The sequence below is a fragment of the Rheinheimera sp. A13L genome (genome assembly GCF_000217935.1).
GTDB lineage: Bacteria > Pseudomonadota > Gammaproteobacteria > Enterobacterales > Alteromonadaceae > Pararheinheimera.
Genome location: NZ_AFHI01000023.1, coordinates 93378 through 111415 on the forward strand (window position 1 = coordinate 93378; position 18038 = coordinate 111415).

The 18038-nt window shown below is 46.8% G+C and carries 15 protein-coding genes; 9 read left to right on the forward strand and 6 right to left on the reverse strand.

Annotated features, from left to right (window positions below; all coding sequences use genetic code 11):
• Positions 1-127: 127 nt before the first annotated feature.
• The 5 genes from RHEIN_RS12895 to RHEIN_RS12915 form a co-directional block, all read right to left on the reverse strand.
• The gene (locus tag RHEIN_RS12895; RefSeq protein WP_008899413.1) at positions 128-1870 is read right to left on the reverse strand and encodes a DEAD/DEAH box helicase; all 1743 of its coding nucleotides are present in this window, start codon (positions 1868-1870) and stop codon (positions 128-130) included.
• Between the two features lie 64 nt (positions 1871-1934).
• Complete coding sequence (locus tag RHEIN_RS12900; protein WP_008899414.1) at positions 1935-2186, reverse strand: hypothetical protein; 252 nt, start codon at positions 2184-2186, stop codon at positions 1935-1937.
• Positions 2187-2213: 27 nt separating this feature from the next.
• On the reverse strand, positions 2214-3293 hold the full coding sequence (locus tag RHEIN_RS12905; protein WP_008899415.1) for a DUF2803 domain-containing protein: 1080 nt from the start codon (positions 3291-3293) through the stop codon (positions 2214-2216).
• Complete coding sequence (mfd, locus tag RHEIN_RS12910) at positions 3290-6814, reverse strand: transcription-repair coupling factor (RefSeq protein WP_008899416.1); 3525 nt, start codon at positions 6812-6814, stop codon at positions 3290-3292. Before mfd ends, RHEIN_RS12905 begins: the two co-directional genes overlap by 4 nt.
• Before the next feature lie 98 nt (positions 6815-6912).
• Positions 6913-7542 carry a hypothetical protein gene (locus RHEIN_RS12915; protein WP_008899417.1) on the reverse strand — a complete coding sequence of 210 codons (630 nt, stop codon included), beginning with the start codon at positions 7540-7542 and terminating at the stop codon, positions 6913-6915.
• An 86-nt stretch (positions 7543-7628) separates the two neighbouring features.
• Between RHEIN_RS12915 and RHEIN_RS12920 the strand changes: the two genes are divergently transcribed.
• Genes RHEIN_RS12920 through RHEIN_RS12930 form a run of 3 tightly spaced genes read left to right on the forward strand, consistent with a single transcriptional unit; the run spans position 7629 to position 10762 of the window.
• Positions 7629-8840: a lipoprotein-releasing ABC transporter permease subunit gene (locus RHEIN_RS12920; RefSeq protein WP_008899418.1), complete on the forward strand. Its 1212-nt coding sequence runs from the start codon at positions 7629-7631 to the stop codon at positions 8838-8840.
• Positions 8833-9531, forward strand: a complete 699-nt coding sequence (gene lolD / locus RHEIN_RS12925; RefSeq protein WP_008899419.1) for a lipoprotein-releasing ABC transporter ATP-binding protein LolD — start codon at positions 8833-8835, stop codon at positions 9529-9531. The genes RHEIN_RS12920 and lolD overlap by 8 nt, the downstream gene beginning before the upstream one ends.
• Positions 9524-10762: a lipoprotein-releasing ABC transporter permease subunit gene (locus RHEIN_RS12930; RefSeq protein WP_008899420.1), complete on the forward strand. Its 1239-nt coding sequence runs from the start codon at positions 9524-9526 to the stop codon at positions 10760-10762. The genes lolD and RHEIN_RS12930 overlap by 8 nt, the downstream gene beginning before the upstream one ends.
• A 37-nt stretch (positions 10763-10799) precedes the next feature.
• Here the strand turns inward: RHEIN_RS12930 and RHEIN_RS12935 are convergent, their stop codons facing one another.
• A complete protein-coding gene (locus RHEIN_RS12935) occupies positions 10800-11339 on the reverse strand; it encodes a DUF2062 domain-containing protein (protein WP_008899421.1) in 540 nt (179 codons plus the stop codon).
• Positions 11340-11403: 64 nt separating this feature from the next.
• On the opposite strand from RHEIN_RS12935, the gene RHEIN_RS12940 reads away from it, so the two are divergent.
• The 6 genes from RHEIN_RS12940 (at position 11404) to RHEIN_RS12965 (ending at position 18029) form a co-directional block, all read left to right on the forward strand.
• Entirely contained in the window at positions 11404-13575 is a 2172-nt protein-coding gene (locus tag RHEIN_RS12940; RefSeq protein WP_008899422.1) for a DNA internalization-related competence protein ComEC/Rec2, read from the forward strand.
• 68 nt (positions 13576-13643) lie between these two features.
• Positions 13644-15392 carry a lipid A export permease/ATP-binding protein MsbA gene (msbA, locus tag RHEIN_RS12945; protein WP_040555183.1) on the forward strand — a complete coding sequence of 583 codons (1749 nt, stop codon included), beginning with the start codon at positions 13644-13646 and terminating at the stop codon, positions 15390-15392.
• On the forward strand, positions 15392-16357 hold the full coding sequence (lpxK, locus tag RHEIN_RS12950; protein ID WP_008899424.1) for a tetraacyldisaccharide 4'-kinase: 966 nt from the start codon (positions 15392-15394) through the stop codon (positions 16355-16357). The genes msbA and lpxK overlap by 1 nt, the downstream gene beginning before the upstream one ends.
• A complete protein-coding gene (locus tag RHEIN_RS12955) occupies positions 16357-16554 on the forward strand; it encodes a Trm112 family protein (RefSeq protein WP_008899425.1) in 198 nt (65 codons plus the stop codon). Before lpxK ends, RHEIN_RS12955 begins: the two co-directional genes overlap by 1 nt.
• Positions 16542-17321 (forward strand): 3-deoxy-manno-octulosonate cytidylyltransferase, encoded by a 780-nt coding sequence (kdsB, locus tag RHEIN_RS12960; protein WP_008899426.1) that lies wholly within the window; start codon positions 16542-16544, stop codon positions 17319-17321. The genes RHEIN_RS12955 and kdsB overlap by 13 nt, the downstream gene beginning before the upstream one ends.
• Complete coding sequence (locus RHEIN_RS12965; protein WP_008899427.1) at positions 17322-18029, forward strand: pseudouridine synthase; 708 nt, start codon at positions 17322-17324, stop codon at positions 18027-18029.
• The last annotated feature ends 9 nt before the right edge of the window (positions 18030-18038 follow it).

Here is an 18038-nt window from a genome sequence, read left to right on the forward strand (position 1 = left end):
GGAGAACTGGCTTTGTGTGCAGTATTGCTGTCAGACCAGACACGGACACTCCGATTATTAACGAATTCTGTTGGCTTTGCCCAGTAGCAAAACAAAAGAATTTTTCATTTTGTCCAGATCAGGGGAATTAGCTTGTTTCTTTGCCCTGAATTTGAAACAGCTTGTCACGAATTTGCCAAAAACGACCATCCTTACGGGCTATGATGGCAGCGGGGGGCTGGAATCTGTGAACCTGTTGCAACACTTTACTGACTGTCGCTTCACTAAATGCCCTGTGTCTGTCTACCAGATGAGGGGGTACAAATAAGCTTAAGAACTTTTGTTTTTGTGCTTTGGTTTGCAAACTCCAGTATTCGGCTATTTCTGCGCCGTCAGCGGAGAAATAGCTGACTTTGAGTGAGCTTTTGCCTTCTTTACTCTGATGACTTTGCAGTTGCATTCGTGCGACATAAAGCACTAAGGCATCTTTTAAACTTAAGGCTTCTTTGAGCTTTTTATCCGGATCGACCAAGACCAAACCACAGTCACCGCAGTGGCGGGCGGCAATATCGTTTTCAGCGCCACAGTCCGGGCAAAACTTGGCTTTAAAACGGTAGCCACAGGCTTGAGGCTTTTTTTGTTCATCCTCTTTATAGCCCTGACAGCGACGACCATAGTGTTCCAGCACTACACCTCTGTCATCAGTTTTGCCCCAAAAGTTATTAAAAAAACCACAGAGCGGGCAGGGCACGGTCACCAATTCAGTACCTGGTTCCGGCCTCAATTCACCTATATCAGGTTGCTCCAGATTAAAGCGGTTTCCGGCATAATCCAACACCAGACAATCGGTTTTACCAGGGCTTAAACGCAGGCCACGGCCAACAATTTGCTGATACAAGGTGACAGATTCGGTAGGCCGTAAAATAGCGATTAAATCTATATGAGGGGCATCAAAACCTGTAGTTAAAACGGCCACATTCACCAGATACTTCAGTTGTTTTTGCTTAAAGCTGTTTATCAGTACATCCCGATCTTTTTGCGGGGTGTCGCCTAAAATCAATGCAGTCTCAGCGGCCGGTAAATAACCCAAAATTTCGCGGGCATGGGCAGTAGTAGCTGCAAAAATCATTACGCCCTGCCGGCTTTGAGCCTGTTGTATCACTTGCAGAATAATTTGGGGCGTGGCACGTTGCTGCTGGTTGATACGCAAATCCAGATCGGCTTCTTTAAAGTAACCACTGGCTGTTGGTTTTAAACCGGCAAAATCGTAACTCAGTACAGGCGCATCCATTAGTACTGCAGGTGTTAAATAACCCTCAGCCAATAAAAACCGGATAGGTAAATCAAAAATACAGTATGTAAAGAAACGTGGTTCAGTGGTGCGGATAAGGCCACGACTGTGATACTGATAAATCCAGCCTGAACCTAAGCGGTAGGGGGTGGCTGTCAATCCTAATACTTTTAAATCCGGGTTTTGGGCTTGTAAAGCACGAATGACTTTTAAATAACTGCTGTCTTCGTCATCGCCCACCCTGTGGCATTCGTCAATCACCAATAAGCTGTACTGCTCAGTAAATTCAGCAAGGTTGCGCGCGACCGACTGCACTGAGGCAAACACCACTTTGGCCGCCGTTTCTTTGCGGCCTAAACTGGCGGAAAAAATAGCGGCCTCTAAGCCATAACTCTGGTATTTGGCATGGTTTTGTTCAACCAGCTCTTTGACATGAGCCAATACCAGCACCCGGCCACGCGCCAGTCGTGCCAGTTCAGCGATGACTAAACTCTTTCCTGCACCAGTGGGCAATACCAGCACAGCCGCATCCTGTTTTTGCCTGAAATGCACCAGAACAGACTGCACAGCTTGTTGTTGATAAGAACGAAGTTGAAACATCAGGAGGCTTTACGCAGGAAAAAGGGGCAATAAAACGCCCCTTGATAAGGGTTAATACCAGTGATTACTGAATACCGTGGTTAGAGAATACAGTAGCGCGGTCAGCTAAAAAGGTGATTTTGATATTTTTCGCATCATCACCCCAGCGGCAGCTTTTAGTGCCCACAGCTTCGTCACAATGTGTCGCTTTTCCCAAAATATCGGTCACTTCATTGTAGGTCATACCGGCTTTCACCTGATCATAATTGTCTTGCGTCAGTTTGCTGCATGCCCCTAACAGGCTCAGCGCAGCTAACAAAACTACGATTTTTTTCATAACAGATTCCTTGTGTTATTTAAGTGTTTAAAGTGTTGCCGCCACAGCTGACTCTGGCGGTGTAAAGCGTTTCACCTGAATAATCACACCTAAACGTGGATGATCCAGATAATGAATTTGGCCTAAAGTTAAGCGGGCACTTTGTTTAATAGCAAGTTGCGCCGGCTGTTTTGTATCTTCGCTCTGGCGCAGATAAAAAGTGCCATCAAACTGAATAAAGCGACCTAAACGTAACTGAACTAAAGAGTCAAATTGCCACGGACTGAACCAAAGTTGCAAGCTGCTCTGACCTTGTTGCACTGCGGCCAGTTGTTGCTGCACTTGCTGCATTAAATCAACAGTTTGACCTGCTTCTGCATTTTCATCCGCATGGTAAGAGCCAGCATACCAGTGGCTGCGGCTGTTACGGCCTGATATCAGAGGTTGACGCCAGGCTGTGTGTAGCAGCAATTGTTTGCCTGCTTCACGTTGTAACTGGTAGGCCAGATTTTTCAGTTGTAAATCATTGGGCCCCACCAGATAAGCGGTATCTTTTGCAATGCCATCGCCGGTAAAAGTAACAGGGATTTGCGCTGGTGCAGCTAACTGTAAGGCCAGCTCTTCAGCACTTAATGGCCGACTTATTAACTGACCATCCATATCCCATTGTTCCATCTGGCAATTCTGGAAATTCAGCTGAAATAAAGAAGTGACTACAGGCTCTGGTTCTAATTGCACATCTAATGAATCTTCTGCCACCACGGGGTCTGGCTGTTTATTCTGCTGATGTTCTGTTAATAGTTGCTGAATTTGCTGCTGTACAGTGGTAGAAACTGGCTGTGCAGGAATTGGGGCTGACAAAGTCGGATCAGCCTGTTCTGGTGTGCAGGCTGGTATAGCTTTAATTAAATCAGCCACTGCAGGTTGCACTAAAGGACGCATCAAATCCATCGCATTGCTGGTTTTAAGCGCCGCTACAGGGGCTTCAAACTGCTCTTTTAAGCTGTTGTCGGTGCTTCGGCTAAAGGCTATCAGCTCAATTTCATACCAGCTGTTAGCCAAGGCTGTAGTTGTAGCGAATAAACCAACCAAAGCCAGTCCCAGCGATGTTAAACGCAGATGTTTCATGATGCTCCTGTCTGATGTTTAGCAAAGTCATCCAGCATAAAGCTGACGAAGGCGAATCTGCTATTGGTATCAGGTAAGTCTTTGATAAATTTCAGTTTACTGCCGCCTTCCAATTTAAATACTTTCGACTGAGTCTGGATCAGCTGAATAATGTAAGACGGGTTCACTGAAGTCCGTTCGGCGAATTCTAGCACACCACCTTTACTGTTGGCTTCCAGTCGTTTAATTCCAAGCCCTTGCGCCTGCATTTTTAACTCTGTGATTTTGACTAAGTTTTTTGCGGCATCCGGCAATAAGCCAAAACGGTCAATCAATTCTACCTGTACATCGTCCAGTTCCTGTTCGTCGCGACAAGAGGCTAAACGTTTGTAAAAGGATAAACGTAAGCTGACATCCGGAATATAGGAATCCGGCAGCAAGGCAGGCAGCTTCATATCCAGTTCGGTTTGTTGGGTCAGAAGTGCATCTAAACTTGGCTCTTTGCCTGCTTTTAAAGCTTCTACAGCCTGCTCCAGCATTTCCATATACAAACTAAAACCTACGGATTCAATCTGACCACTTTGCTCGTCACCCAACAATTCGCCTGCGCCGCGAATTTCCATATCCTGACTGGCCAAAGCGAAACCTGCACCTAAATCTTCCAGAGCTGAAATCGCCTCCAGCCGTTTTTCTGCGTCTTTAGTCAAACGTTTTGGCGGTGGTGTTAATAAATACGCATAAGCCTGATGGTGCGAACGGCCAACCCGGCCCCGCAACTGGTGCAGCTGTGCCAGACCAAAATTATCCGCTCTGTTGATAATAATAGTATTGGCTGTTGGCACATCTATACCGGTTTCGATAATAGTCGAGCACAGCAATAGATTAAAACGCTGATGGTAAAAATCAGCCATGATGTTTTCCAGATCCCGCTCACGCATCTGGCCATGGGCTATGCCAATTAAAGCTTCAGGCAACAGCAGGGCTAAATCAGCGGCTGCTTTTTCTATACTGGCTACATCGTTGTGCAGAAAATACACCTGACCACCACGGGAGATTTCCCGAAGCACAGCTTCACGGATCAGGCCTTCTTCATGTTCACGCACAAAGGTTTTGACCGGCAAACGTTTGGCCGGAGGAGTAGCGATAATAGATAAATCACGCATGCCAGACATCGACATATTCAAAGTGCGGGGAATAGGCGTGGCTGTAAGCGTCAGAATATCGATATTGGCTCGCAGGGCTTTGATTTTATCTTTTTGCCGCACGCCGAATCTGTGTTCTTCATCAACAATCAAAAGGCCTAAATCTTTAAAACGAATATCGTCCTGCAGTAGTTTGTGGGTGCCTATCAGTATATCCACTTTGCCTTGTTCGGTTTCTTCCAGTATCAGCTTTTGCTCTTTGCTACTTATAAAACGCGACAACACCGCTACTTTGACCGGCCAGTTGGCAAAGCGGTCGCGGAAGTTTTCAAAATGCTGCTGTGCCAAAAGCGTGGTAGGCACTAAAACCGCGACTTGTTTATTGTCATTGACTGCAACAAAAGCCGCACGCATCGCCACTTCTGTTTTACCAAAACCTACATCACCACACACCAGACGGTCCATGGCGCGTTCGGTTTGCATATCGTTTAGTACTGCAGCTATGGCGTCGAGCTGATCCACAGTTTCTTTATAAGGAAAACCATCGGCAAACAGCTCGTACTGGTCGGCTTCAAGTTTAAAACCATAGCCAGTCTGGGCGGCCCGCTGCGCATAAACATCCAAAAGTTCTGCTGCCACATCCCGCACTTTCTCTGCCGCTTTGCGCCGGGCTTTTTCCCACGTGTCGTTACCGAGTTTATGCAGCGGCGCATGGTCCTGATCCGAACCTGTGTAACGGCTGATTAAATGCAAGGAAGACACAGGCACATACAACTTACTGGCGCCCGCGTATTCAATGGTGACAAATTCAGCACTGATCCCGGCAGCATCCAGCACCTGCAAGCCCTGATAACGGCCTATACCGTGCTGTAAATGCACCACAGGCTGACCAACAGAGAGCTCCGCCAGATTACGGATTATGGTATCGCCGGAGATTTGCTGGCTGTGTTTGCGTTTACGGCGCTGGGTCACTTTGTGACCAAACAGCTCGTTTTCGCTGACTAAAGCTAAAGGCTCTTCACCAGCTTTAGCTTTGCTTTTGCCTGCTGTTGATTGCAAAGAGCTGGCCTGGAGTAAGCAACCTTGCTCCAAAGACCCTATCACTATGCCTAAATCAACCTGATCTGTTAAAAACTCTTCAACCGAAGCAAACTGCTGCAAGCGAATTTGATTGCGTTGCATCAGCTGCAATAAACTTTCGCGCCGGCCTTCAGATTCAACAAAAAACAGCACCCGTCCTTGTTGCTTTTTGATCTCAACAATAAACTGCTGCAGCTTTTCCAGCGGGTTTTTCAGCTGATGATTGACGGTAAGTTCAGGTAAATCAGTCACTGCTGCATTGGATTGTCCGGCTCGTTCTGGCAATTCAGCACGGCTTAAACGTAAGCGTGGCCACTGTTTTAACTGAGCAAAAAACTCATCGACCGCTAAATACAGTTCCTGCGGTTTTAAAATGGGTTTAAGTAAATCTATTGCTCTGTCCTGATAACGACGTTGCAAGTCGTGCCAGAAACGCTCAGCCGCTGCTTCCAAATCACCAACTGCCAGCATCACTGTCTGTTTGGGTAACATGGAAAACAAAGGCGCAGATTGCTCGGCAAAGAGCGGCAGATAATATTCAATGCCAGCAGGCATCAGGCCCTGACTGACCTGCATATAGAGCGATTCTTTTTCGCTGCGCGCCGGAAAACGTTCACGATACCGAATACGGAAGCGTTCTATCGCAGCTTTATCCTGTGGAAATTCGTGGGCTGGCAGCAGTTCAATTTCATTCACTTGCTGCACTGTGCGCTGATTATCCGGATCAAAGAGGCGAATGCCGTCAATTTCGTCGTCTAAAAAGTCAATGCGATAGGGCAAAGTACTGCCCATAGGATACAAATCCAGCAAAGAGCCACGTACTGAAAATTCGCCATGTTCCATCACCTGATCCACGGCGCGGTATCCTACAGCAGCCAGTTGCTGACGCAGCGCTGTTAAATCCAGCTGTTGGCCTTTTTTGAGTACCAGGCTGTATTGCTGCAAATAGCTGGCGTCGGTTAACCGCAACAAGGCGGTATTCAGCGGCACTATCACTATGCCATGCTGTAAACGCGGCAGGCTGTACAGGGTTTTTATACGCTGGGAAATAATATCCTGATGGGGTGAAAATACATCATAAGGCAAAGTTTCCCAGTCCGGAAAGGTCCAGACGTCAGCCGCGTTTTCATGGAAAAACACCGTCAGTTCCTGCTCTAACCTAAGGGCTGTGGTGGTGTCTGGTACCACAACTACATAAAGGCCTTTCTGGCGCTGATACAGCTGATAAATGGCCCATGGCAAGGCAGCGCCGGACAGGCGGCCCCATTGTTTTTGATCGGTGCTGGAGGTAGGCGCTGGTAATGCTTCAATGCGGATCATCAGGGAAATTCTTTACTCGTTATAAAAAGACCGTGTTTTGTACGGTCTGTCTTGTTGTTTGGGTTTAGTGTTTTGGGTTCAGCTTTGACGAAACAGCTTTATTGCTGGCTTTGCTGAGCCTGCAACTGGCGTTGTTCCGCTTTACGTTTTAATTGTCTGGATTGTTCATGCAAACTGGCTCTGACCACCATATCTCTGTCTTCATCCCGAATACGGCGAAACAGAATTTTAACCAGATAACCGGTTTTTTGTTCTGGTTCTGTGGCTGGCTGTTCTGTCACGTCCAGCACCTGACCTAAACAAAATAAAGCGCCATCATTATTATCTAAAAACAGTTTTACTTCATAGAGTTGGTCTAAAGCTACAGGATTATCCATCCACACCTGCACACCAGAGCCGCCGTAACTAAAAGTAAAAAAACGGCAGGCCGGATCGTCCTGTGATCGCAACACATAATGAGTTAAGGCATCCAGTTTACGGGCTTGTTGCTGTAAATAATGCGCCAAATCAACGGACAAATCTTTCACTGCATTAAAAGTTCGAATGGACGAATTGTTCAGCAGACTTAACTCACTGGTCATTTTAAAAGCGTCAGGAATAAGGCGTAAAAAACCATCCTGGTCCGGCAGAGGCGCGGGAAAAGGTACTAAATTGACCGTAGTTTGGTGTTCAATTTGAAAGTAATCAGCAAATTCTGCAGCTAATTCTGTATTGCCTGACTGTTGCATAAGGATACCTCGGGTAGCAAGCTTGTAACCTTAACGGATAATCACTATTATCGCAGCAATTTCTTCACCAACCCAAGTGGAAGTCTGTGAAAAGCCTGCAATTCCCCCTGAGTGTCCGTATTGGTTTGCGTTACAGCCAGAGCCGGAAAGGACATGGGTTTTTATCCTTTATTACGCTGTTTTCTGTCACAGGTATTTTTTTAGGTGTGACGGCGCTGACTATTGTCAGCTCTGTGATGAACGGTTTTGAAGCTGAACTTAAAAAACGTATTTTAGGAGTGATCCCCCACTTAATAGTGCAAAGCGCGTCAGAACCACAGCTTGACGTCACAGCTTTGCAACAGCAGTACCCACAGATTCAGCAGGCAACACCTTATCTGCAACTGGAGGCATTGGCACAAAGCCCGGGTCAACTGACGGCAGTGTTACTGCAAGGCATAGAGCCGGATCACATTCCGTCCTTTTTACAACAATCTCTGGTGGCCGGTGACTGGTCTGCTTTAGCGGCTCAGCCTTATTCTGTGATTTTAGGTGCTGGTCTTGCTGATGAATTAAAGGTTGGTCCTGGTCAGCAAATTCGGTTATTGCTGGCTGAAGGGGGCAGTTTTACGCCTATGGGCTGGTTGCCACGCCAACGTTTATTTACTGTCGCTGGTTTAATTAATACCGGCTCTGAAGTAGATAACGGTGTGGCGTTGTTGCATTTGCCTGATTTAAAACGACTGGGCACTAAACTCAAAGATGCACCGCAGTGGCGTTTGAGTTTAACTGAGCCTTTTAGTGCTCCGGTGTTAGCCAATGAGATAGCTAAATTCCCGGCTGTGGAAAAAGTCACAGACTGGCGGGATAGTCATGGCAAATTATTTGCAGCCGTGGCTATGGAAAAAGCCATGATGTGGCTGATGTTACTGTTGATAGTGGCCGTAGCGGCTTTTAATATAGTGTCCGCTTTGGTGATGATGGTCACAGAAAAACAACGTGAAGTGGCCATTTTAAAAACTCAGGGTATGACAGACGCTCAGCTTTTTACCGTTTTTGCCGTACAGGGTATGAATAACGGCCTGCTTGGCACCTTAAGTGGTGCTGTGGCCGGTATTGTGATCGCATGGCAGCTCAACAGTATTTTGTCACTTTTGGGTATTAGTGTGGTGGCCGGGGTGGCTTTGCCTGTGGATATTCAACCCGTGCAAATCTTTTTTATAGTGGTATCAGCTTTGGTGCTGACGGCATTGGCTGTGGTGTATCCAGCCTGGCGGGCAGTGCAAGTACAACCTGCAGAGATTTTAAGAGATGAGTAGTATTTTAACGGCCCGTCAAATCAATAAAAGTTACAGAGATGGTGCAAATGTCACTCCGGTTTTGCATCAGGTCAATCTTGAAGTCAAAGCGGGCGAAATGCTGGCCATAGTCGGCAGTTCAGGTTCGGGTAAAAGCACCTTGTTGCATATTTTAGGCACTTTGGATCAGCCGGACAGTGGTGAACTGACCTTATTGGGCAAAGCTGTGGCTAAGTTATCGGCCAATGCCAAAGCAAAACTCCGTAATGAAAAACTGGGCTTTATTTATCAGTTTCACCATCTGCTGATGGATTTTACTGCGCTTGAAAATGTGGCTATGCCGTTGCTTATTCGTGGCGAGTCTAACGAACACGCTGAGCAAAAAGCGGCCACTATGTTAAAACGTGTGGGTTTAGGACACAGGGTTGATCACCGGCCTGCTGAATTGAGCGGTGGTGAACGTCAGCGTGTTGCTATAGCCCGGGCTTTGGTGGGAGAGCCTGCATTAGTGCTGGCCGATGAGCCTACTGGTAATCTGGATCATCAAACCGCAGAAAGTATTTATAAGCTGTTACGTGAATTAAACCGGGAGCTGAAAACCAGCTTTATTGTGGTGACCCATGATTTGGCTCTGGCGAAAAAGTTGGATCAGCAATACTGGATGCGTGATGGACACCTGGGCAAGACGATGGATGGCTTACCTCATGGCTAGTTTGTCCTGGCAATTGGCGCAGCGGTATCGCAAAAGCCGTAACAGCAATGCCTTTATCCGTTTTATTGCGGCCTCTTCTACTATAGGTATTGGCCTTGGTGTGGCTATTCTTATTCTGGCTTTATCCGTGATGAACGGCTTTGAGCTGGCATTAAAAGACAAACTTTTGTCGGTCATTCCTCATGTTGAATTGCAGGCAGTGTCGGACCCTATTCAGAACTGGCGGAAAAAAATTCAGCCTTTGCAACAGCATCCGGGTGTTGTGGCGGGCGCGCCATATATCAAAACCAATACCATGATCCGTAGTGGTGCTAAAGTCAAAGCCGCAGGTTTAAGGGGCATTGATCTAAAGCTGGAGCAAGGTATCAGTGCTTTAGGCTCTTTTGTGGTCGCAGGGAATTTAAGCCAGATAGACGAGCATCAGATTGTGCTTGGCAAAGGCATAGCCGACGAAGTACAGGCCAAAATAGGGGACGAAGTGCAACTGATGCTGCCGCAAGTGACTGCGGATGGCAAACTGGCCAGTCATAAGCATGTCAGTTTAACCGTATCCGCCATCGTCAGTATTGGCGGCCAGCTGGATCACCAGCAAGCCTGGGTGGATATTGCTGCTTTAGGCTCCTGGCTGAACTACCCGCAGGGTGCTGTTCAGGGTTTTGCCTTTAAGATTGACGATATTTTTGCCGCACCTTTGTTGTCCAGAGAGTTGGGCAACAAGGCGAGTGACTATGTTTATATGCTGGACTGGTTCCGCACTCAGGGCCATTTGTATAACGATATTCAGATGGTGCGCAGTATTCTGTATTTGGTATTAGTGCTGGTATTGGCTGTGGCCTGCTTTAACATTGTCGCCACTTTAGTGATGGCAGTGCGTGAAAAACAAGGGGATATAGCTATTCTGCTGACTATGGGCATGCCCAGAACCCGCATAGTGAAAGCTTTTATGTGGCTTGGCTGGCTGAATGGTTTAACAGGAACTTTAGTTGGTGGCATTGTGGGCTTGTTATTGGCCTGGCAAATAGAGCCGCTGTTTCGCCTTATTACCAGCCTGACCGGTTTTAGCTTACTGGATTCCAGCATTTATTTTGTTGATTATGTGCCCTCTCATATCGAACCTATGCAAGTGGTGATGACCATAGGCATAGCGCTGGTGATGAGTTTACTGGCGACTATTTATCCTGCATTAAGTGCCAGCAAAGTGCAGCCAGCCTTTGTGTTAGGACAACGATAGTTTCTGGCGCCAAGTGGCAGGCGAAGATAAAAAAACGTCAGAGCGAGTCGGTTTTAGTTTCACTCTGACGTTTTTTAATGCGGTTGTGCCAGGATTTTTTTGCCGACAAACACCAGAAATAATCCACCAGCGTATAACCCAAAGCCGACAGGGTGCAGCCAATAATCAGACTGCCTAACAGGAAAGGTTTTCCTATGGTATCCAGGCTATCTATCAACCAGCTTACACTGATCTGAGGCTCTACATGATGGCCTGGATGACCCAGGATCAGCGCTCCCAACTGATAACAAATAAAAAATATGGGCCCCATGGTCAAAGGGTTGGTCAACCAGACCAAAGCTGCCGACAAGGGTAAATTTACTCTGAATAAAATAGCTAAAGCCGCAGCTAACACCATCTGAAATGGCATAGGGATTAAGGCAACAAACAAACCCACAGCAAAAGCGCCACGGGCTGAACGGCGGTTAAAGTGCCACAAATTGTTGTCATGCAACAAATCACCAAAAATTTTTAGCGACGGGTGTTGCTTGATTTTTTCTGTATCTGGTAGATATTTCTTAATTAGATTCTTTGCCATTACAACTCATTAATGAAAAATTAACGTGAACCGTTTTTTCATCGGCGTGATCAGCGGATGTCTATTGTCATTATTTTTACCAATAGTGCCAGCCCTTTTGTGGCTTATTTTTTTGTTATCTTTGATCCTGATTTTTTTGTACTACCGTTTACTGTTTTTTACCGGGCTTTGTTGCGCTTTAAGTCTCTGGTTGTGGCAAGTACAACAGCACCAGTTGCATACGCAGCAGTTACTTAGCTTGTCCGATCCCTGGCTGAAAGGGCAGGTGGTGAGTATCAGACAACAAAATGAAGACTTCAGCAGATTTTTATGGCAAATCAATGAAGGGCCACACCAGGGTTATTTGTTACGACTGCGCTGGCAGGAAGCGCCACAGGTCCTGGGCCAAGGGCAGCACTGGTGGTTTAAAGTACGTTGTAAAGCAATTAGGGCGCCTGCCAATCCAGGCTCTGCTTATGTGGAGGCCAATGCCTATGTGCCCGGCCTTATTGCCAACTGCATTGTAAAAGATGCGGTCTTGCTGGAGCCTCAATGGGATCACCGTCAGCAGTTGTATCAGCGTTTAAAAGCAAAAATTGGTGATTTGCCTTCTTTTTCTTTGATCACTGCTTTAACTCTGGGTGAGCGGCCTTTTAGCGATGAACTATGGTTAGGTTTGCAGGCGACAGCACTTGGGCATTTAATTTCGATATCCGGTTTTCATATTGGTTTGTTGTTTGGTTGGGTTTATGGCCTGATGCTGTTGCTGGCAAAAATCAATCTGAGCTTGTTAGTCTGCCGCCAGTGGGCTCCTTTTGTTGCTTTAGCGGCCGCCTGGTATTACAGCTTGCTGGCAGGTTTTGCTATACCTACCTTACGTGCTTTGGTTGCGCTGATCCTGGCTGTGTACCTGATGCAACAGCACAGGCGTTTAAGTTATAGTCAAAGCTGGTTGTTGGTCTGTGGCTCGCTATTGCTGTTGAACCCTTTGTGGGTGATGAGTATCAGCTTTTGGCTGACGGTCTATGCGGTGGCGCTTATTTTTTTGTTTGTCTGGCGTTATCCTTTGCTGGATCATAGCTTTAGGGGCCGAGTTCGCCACGCTATTAAGTTTCAGGCGCTGATGACGCTTTTGATGAGTGCGCCTACTTTACTATTTTTCCATGGCATAGCGCCTTTAGCTTTGTTATCCAACCTGATTTTTGTGCCCTGGTGTTCTTTGCTGGTTATTCCTTATTTACTTATCGCCTTGCTGTTGGAGCTGGTGTTGCCTGCACATGCGGTATGGCACTGGCAACTGGCTGATCTGATTTTAGCGCCGCTTTACCATTGGCTTCTGTACGGTGCGGCGATGGACTATTGGTGGCTATTGCCTGCTCAGACGGTTTTTTCTGCGCTTTTGGTGGCGTTGCTGTTAGTTGCTGTATTTTTCCTGCCAGGTTCTGCCCCCAGATTGCGCTTGAGTTTACTGCTGTTGCCTTTTGTTTTTTTGTTATGGCCCAAAGGGTCGCAGTGGCAATTACATATGATTGATGTCGGGCAAGGTACAGCTGTGTTGTTGCAAAAAGGCGACAGAGGCCTGCTGTACGATGTTGGGCCTGTGTATGGCAGTTTTAATGCAACCCAAGCTTATGTGCTGCCGTATCTGCATTATCAGGGCATACGTCAGCTGGATTATTTAGTTTTAAGCCATGCGGACAGCGATCATACAGGTGCTTTTTCTGAAGTACTAAAGGCTTACCCTCAGGTGCGGTTAATTGCTGATTTTCAGACAGGTTATCCGCAGCAGCCTTGTTCAGCTTTGCCTGCTGCTTATCTGGATGCCAGGCTATGGTCGTTTCAAAGTGCCTACGCAAAGCCGAAAGGCAATGACTCATCCTGCGTGCTTGCTGTAGAGGCCGTCGGATGGCGTTTTTTATTAACGGGGGATATCAGCAGCAAAGTGGAAGCAGAGCTGCTCAGTGTTCAGCCTGATTTGAAGACAGATCTGTTGCTGTTGGGCCATCATGGCAGCAAGAGCTCAAGCCACCTGCGCTTTTTAGCGCAAGTCCAGCCGTTGTTAGCCCTCAATAGCGCTGCGGCGAACAATGCCTATGGCCATCCGAGTAAAGAAGTGCGTGCCCGGTTGTCTTTGTTGCAAATTCCGCTGCTAAACACTGCAGACCAGGGCGCTATTCGGATTGAAATAACGGAGCAGCAGCTACATATCTGGCCTTACCGGCAGCAGCCTTTGCCATTTTGGCTGCAAAAGCAGTGAACAATTGCTGAAAGAGCCGAAACAACAAGGTAGAATGGCGGCGGTTTTCATATTCTTTGGGGTTAGATTTGTCTTCACAAACAACAGGTTCAATCAGCACTTTTAAACGCCTGCTGCAGTATTTAAAGCCCTATAAAGCCGGGTTTGCGCTGGCCATGTTGGGTATGGCCGGTTATGCCTGCGTCGACGTGTATTTTATTTCGCAGTTTTCCAGTTTTATCGACAGAGGCATTACCCAAAAAGATATGAATTACCTGGCCTGGGCGCCGGTTTTTGTAGTGGGTATGTTTTTCCTGCGCGGTGTGTTTCATTTTATTTCCAGTTATTGCTTAACCTGGGCTGGCACTCATATAGTCAAAGACTTACGCCAGCAATTATTCCGTCAGATGATCGCCTTACCTGTCAGTTATCATGATAAACATTCGACTGGCGAGCTGATTTCCAAAATCACCTACGATGCAGAGCAAATTAAACAAGCCTCCAGTAAAGCGTTGATGGTGCTTATTCACGAAGGTGTTTTTGTTTTAGGTTGTCTGGGCCTGATGTTTTATAACAGCTGGCAGTTGTCGCTTATTTTTCTGGTGATAGCGCCAGTGATCGCCGTGATCGTGACTCAAGTGTCAAAACGCTTTCGCAAAATCAGTAGCAATATGCAAAATGCCATGGGCGATGTGACTACCAGTTCAGAGCAAATGCTGAATGGTCATAAAGTGATTTTATCCTTTGGTTCTGCCGGGCTGGAAAACGCCAGATTTAAAGCTGTGAATAATCGTAACCGCCAGTTGGATGTCAAAATGGAAGCGACCCGTTCCATCAGTGTATCGCTGGTGCAGCTGATCGCTTCTTTTGCTTTGGCTTTTGTGATTTATCTGGCCAGCTTCCCGGCCATGCTCGATACCTTAACCCCTGGTACTTTCAGCGAAATTCTGGCCGCCATGATGCTGTTGTTGAAACCGCTTAAACAGCTGACGACAGTGAACAGTGATTTCCAGCGTGGTATGGCTGCTGCCACTAATGTGTTTCTAGTGTTGGATGAAAAACCAGAGCAGGACACCGGCACTATCGAGCTTGGGCAGGTAAAAGGCGCCATTGAAATAAAGAACTTAAGCTTTAACTATCCTGGTCATGAAAAACAGGTGTTAAAACAGATCAATATCAAAGTGGAACCTGGCCAGACTGTGGCTTTAGTGGGTCGCTCCGGCAGCGGTAAAACTACTATTTCCAACTTATTGCCGCGCTTTTATGAAATAACACAAGGTGAAATTCTGCTGGATGGCATCAATGCCAAAGACTGCACGCTGGACTCACTACGTGGACAAATGGCTGTGGTCTCGCAGCAGGTGGTACTGTTTAACGACACCATCGCCAATAATATCGCTTATGGTTATCGTGGTGAATTAAGTCGCGAGCATTTAATTAACGTGGCGGAAAAAGCTCATGTGATGGAGTTTGTCAACCAGATGCCACAAGGGCTGGATACAGAAATTGGCGAAAATGGTGTGACTTTATCCGGTGGTCAACGCCAGCGTATAGCCATAGCCAGAGCTTTATTACGTCAGGCTCCTTTACTTATTCTGGATGAAGCCACTTCAGCTTTGGATACCGAATCAGAGCGTAAAATACAGGGGGCTTTAGAAGAGTTGTTTAAAGGCCGTACCAGTATTGTCATAGCACACCGTTTATCTACTATTGAAAATGCTGACCAGATTTTAGTGATGGATCAGGGCCAGATCGTAGAGCAGGGCACTCATCAGTCTTTGCTGGCGCAAAATGGCTACTATGCTCAGCTGTATAAAATGCAATTTAGCGAGGTCTGATGAACTGGTGGGAGCGCGGCTGGTATAAACAGCATCCTTTTACACTGTTGTTTTGGCCTTTGAGTTTGTTGTATCGGCTGGTGGCTGTTATTCGCCGTGTTGGTTATCAGCGCAGCTGGTTTCAATCTTTTGCTGTGGAAAAACCAGTTGTTATTGTCGGTAATATTTCAGTTGGAGGCACAGGCAAAACCCCTTTTACCCTTTGGCTCTGTCAGTTTTTAACAGTACAGGGGTTTACTCCTGGTATTGTCAGCCGGGGTTATGGTGCCCGTATCACCGAACCTGTGCGGGTTACTTCTTTGCATTTAGCCGCTGATGTGGGTGACGAACCTTTGTTATTAGCAGGTAAAAGCGGTTGTCCTGTGGTGGTCTGTCCGGATCGTGTTGCCGCAGCACAATATCTGCTCGCTACCACGGATTGCGATATTGTCATTAGCGATGATGGTTTGCAGCATTACAGACTACAACGTGATTTGGAGTTAGTGCTGATTGATGGTCAGCGTGGACTGGGTAATCAGCAGTTATTGCCAGCAGGACCTTTGCGTGAACCAGTATCACGTTTACAAAGTGTCGATGCGGTTATTGTAAATAGCGGCGAATTCCAGTCCGCTCAGTATAAAATGGCGTTACAACCTGTTACTCCTGTTGCTTTGGATGGTCAAACGGCATGGCAACAGCAGGCAGTGACTTTAGTGGCAGCTATAGGCAATCCACAACGTTTTGTTGATACGGTAAAAAGCTTTGGTATTGAGATTAAAAGCACAGAGTTTTTCCGCGATCATTATGCTTTTGATGAACAAACCTTAGCGGGCATTGAAGGCCCACTATTGATGACTGAAAAAGATGCGGTCAAATGCCGGGCTTTTGCCAAACCCAATTGGTATTACCTGCCGGTCGAAGCTCAATTACCGGATGAATTTAAATTCTGGTTGCAGCAACAGCTGAACCAATGGAGAGATAACTAATGGCTTTAAATATCGCCTTACTGGACATCATTGCTTGTCCACTTTGTAAAAACAAACTGAAACTGGACAAAGAAAAGCAGGAGCTGATTTGCACTGCAGACCGTCTGGCGTATCCGGTGAAACAACATATTCCGGTGCTGTTAAGTTCAGAAGCCCGCACTTTAAGTCTGGATGAGGCTGAGAAATGGCGCTCCTGAACGAAGCTATGAATACTTCAGGTTTTCTGGTTGTTATTCCGGCCCGTTACGCCAGCAGTCGTTTACCTGGCAAACCTCTGGCCGATATTGCTGGCCAAAGTATGATTGAGCGGGTGTACCGTCAGGCCATTAAAAGTGGAGCTGAGCGGGTTGTTATAGCCACTGACGATGTCCGGGTGCAGCAACTGTGTGAAGGCTTTGGTGCCGAAGTTTGTATGACCAGCCCAGCACATAATTCAGGCACCGAGCGACTGGCCGAAGTGGTGTCTTTATTAGGTTTGGCCGATGATACTGTGGTGGTGAATGTGCAGGGCGATGAGCCTTTTATTCCGCCAGCTATTATCCGTCAGGTGGCAGAGAATTTAGCCAGTCAAAGCAAAGCGCGTATGGCGACTTTATCTGTGCCTATCGAACATCAGGATGAAGTGCAAAATCCGAATGTGGTGAAAGTACAAAGCGACAAAAATGGCTATGCTTTGTATTTCAGCCGCTCTGTGATCCCTTTTGATCGCGATAAAAATTTTACTGCGGCTCTGGCTGATATTTATCGCCGTCATATCGGCATTTACGCTTATCGTGCTGGTTTTATTAAAGATTATGTCAGTTGGCCAGCATCACAGCTGGAACAGATTGAATGCTTAGAGCAGCTTAGAGTCTTGTGGCAAGGCGAAGCTATTCATGTAGCGACTGCGCTGGAAACGCCTGCAGTGGGCGTAGATACGCCTGAAGATTTAGAACGCGCCCGTCTGGTTGCGGCAGCTTTATAAATGTCATTGAAGCTGGTATTGGATCATGTCGATTTTCTGGTGTTGGATAAACCTTCCGGCAGCAGTTTTCATTCCGAGTTTGAACCAGGAGTAGTGGCTTTGGCGGAAGCTCAGTTTGGGCTGAAGCTCTATGCTGTGCATCGTTTAGACAAAGGCACTTCAGGTTTATTGCTGCTGGCTAAAAGTAGCGAAGCGGCTGCTTTATTGTCGGAATTGTTTTTAAACCAGCAGATCCAAAAGTTTTATCTGGCGCTGACTGATCAAAAACCAAAGAAGAAACAAGGCTGGGTCAAAGGCGATATGGTGCAGGCGCGTCGTTCGGCCTGGAAATTGACCAGTAGGTTAACGAATCCAGCGGTCAGTTATTTTGTCTCGGCTTTTTATGAGGTGGAAGGGCGCAGAGCTTTTCTGGTCAAGCCTTTTACCGGTAAAACTCATCAGGTGCGTGTTGCTTTAAAAAGTGTCAGCGCCGCTATTCTTGGGGATGAGTTGTATCAGGGCACAGTGGCAGATCGTCTTTATCTGCATGCTTATGCGCTGTATTTTAGCTGGCGTGGCACTGACATTAAGCTGGTGTTGCCTCCATCTGATGGCACAGAGTTTTTATCGCCATCCTTGTTGCAGCACCTGAATCAGCATTGGGCAGAACCTGCATTGCTGGATTGGCCTTCTTATCAAAAACCAACAACCTCTAAAGTTGTTGAGTAAAAGAGTAAT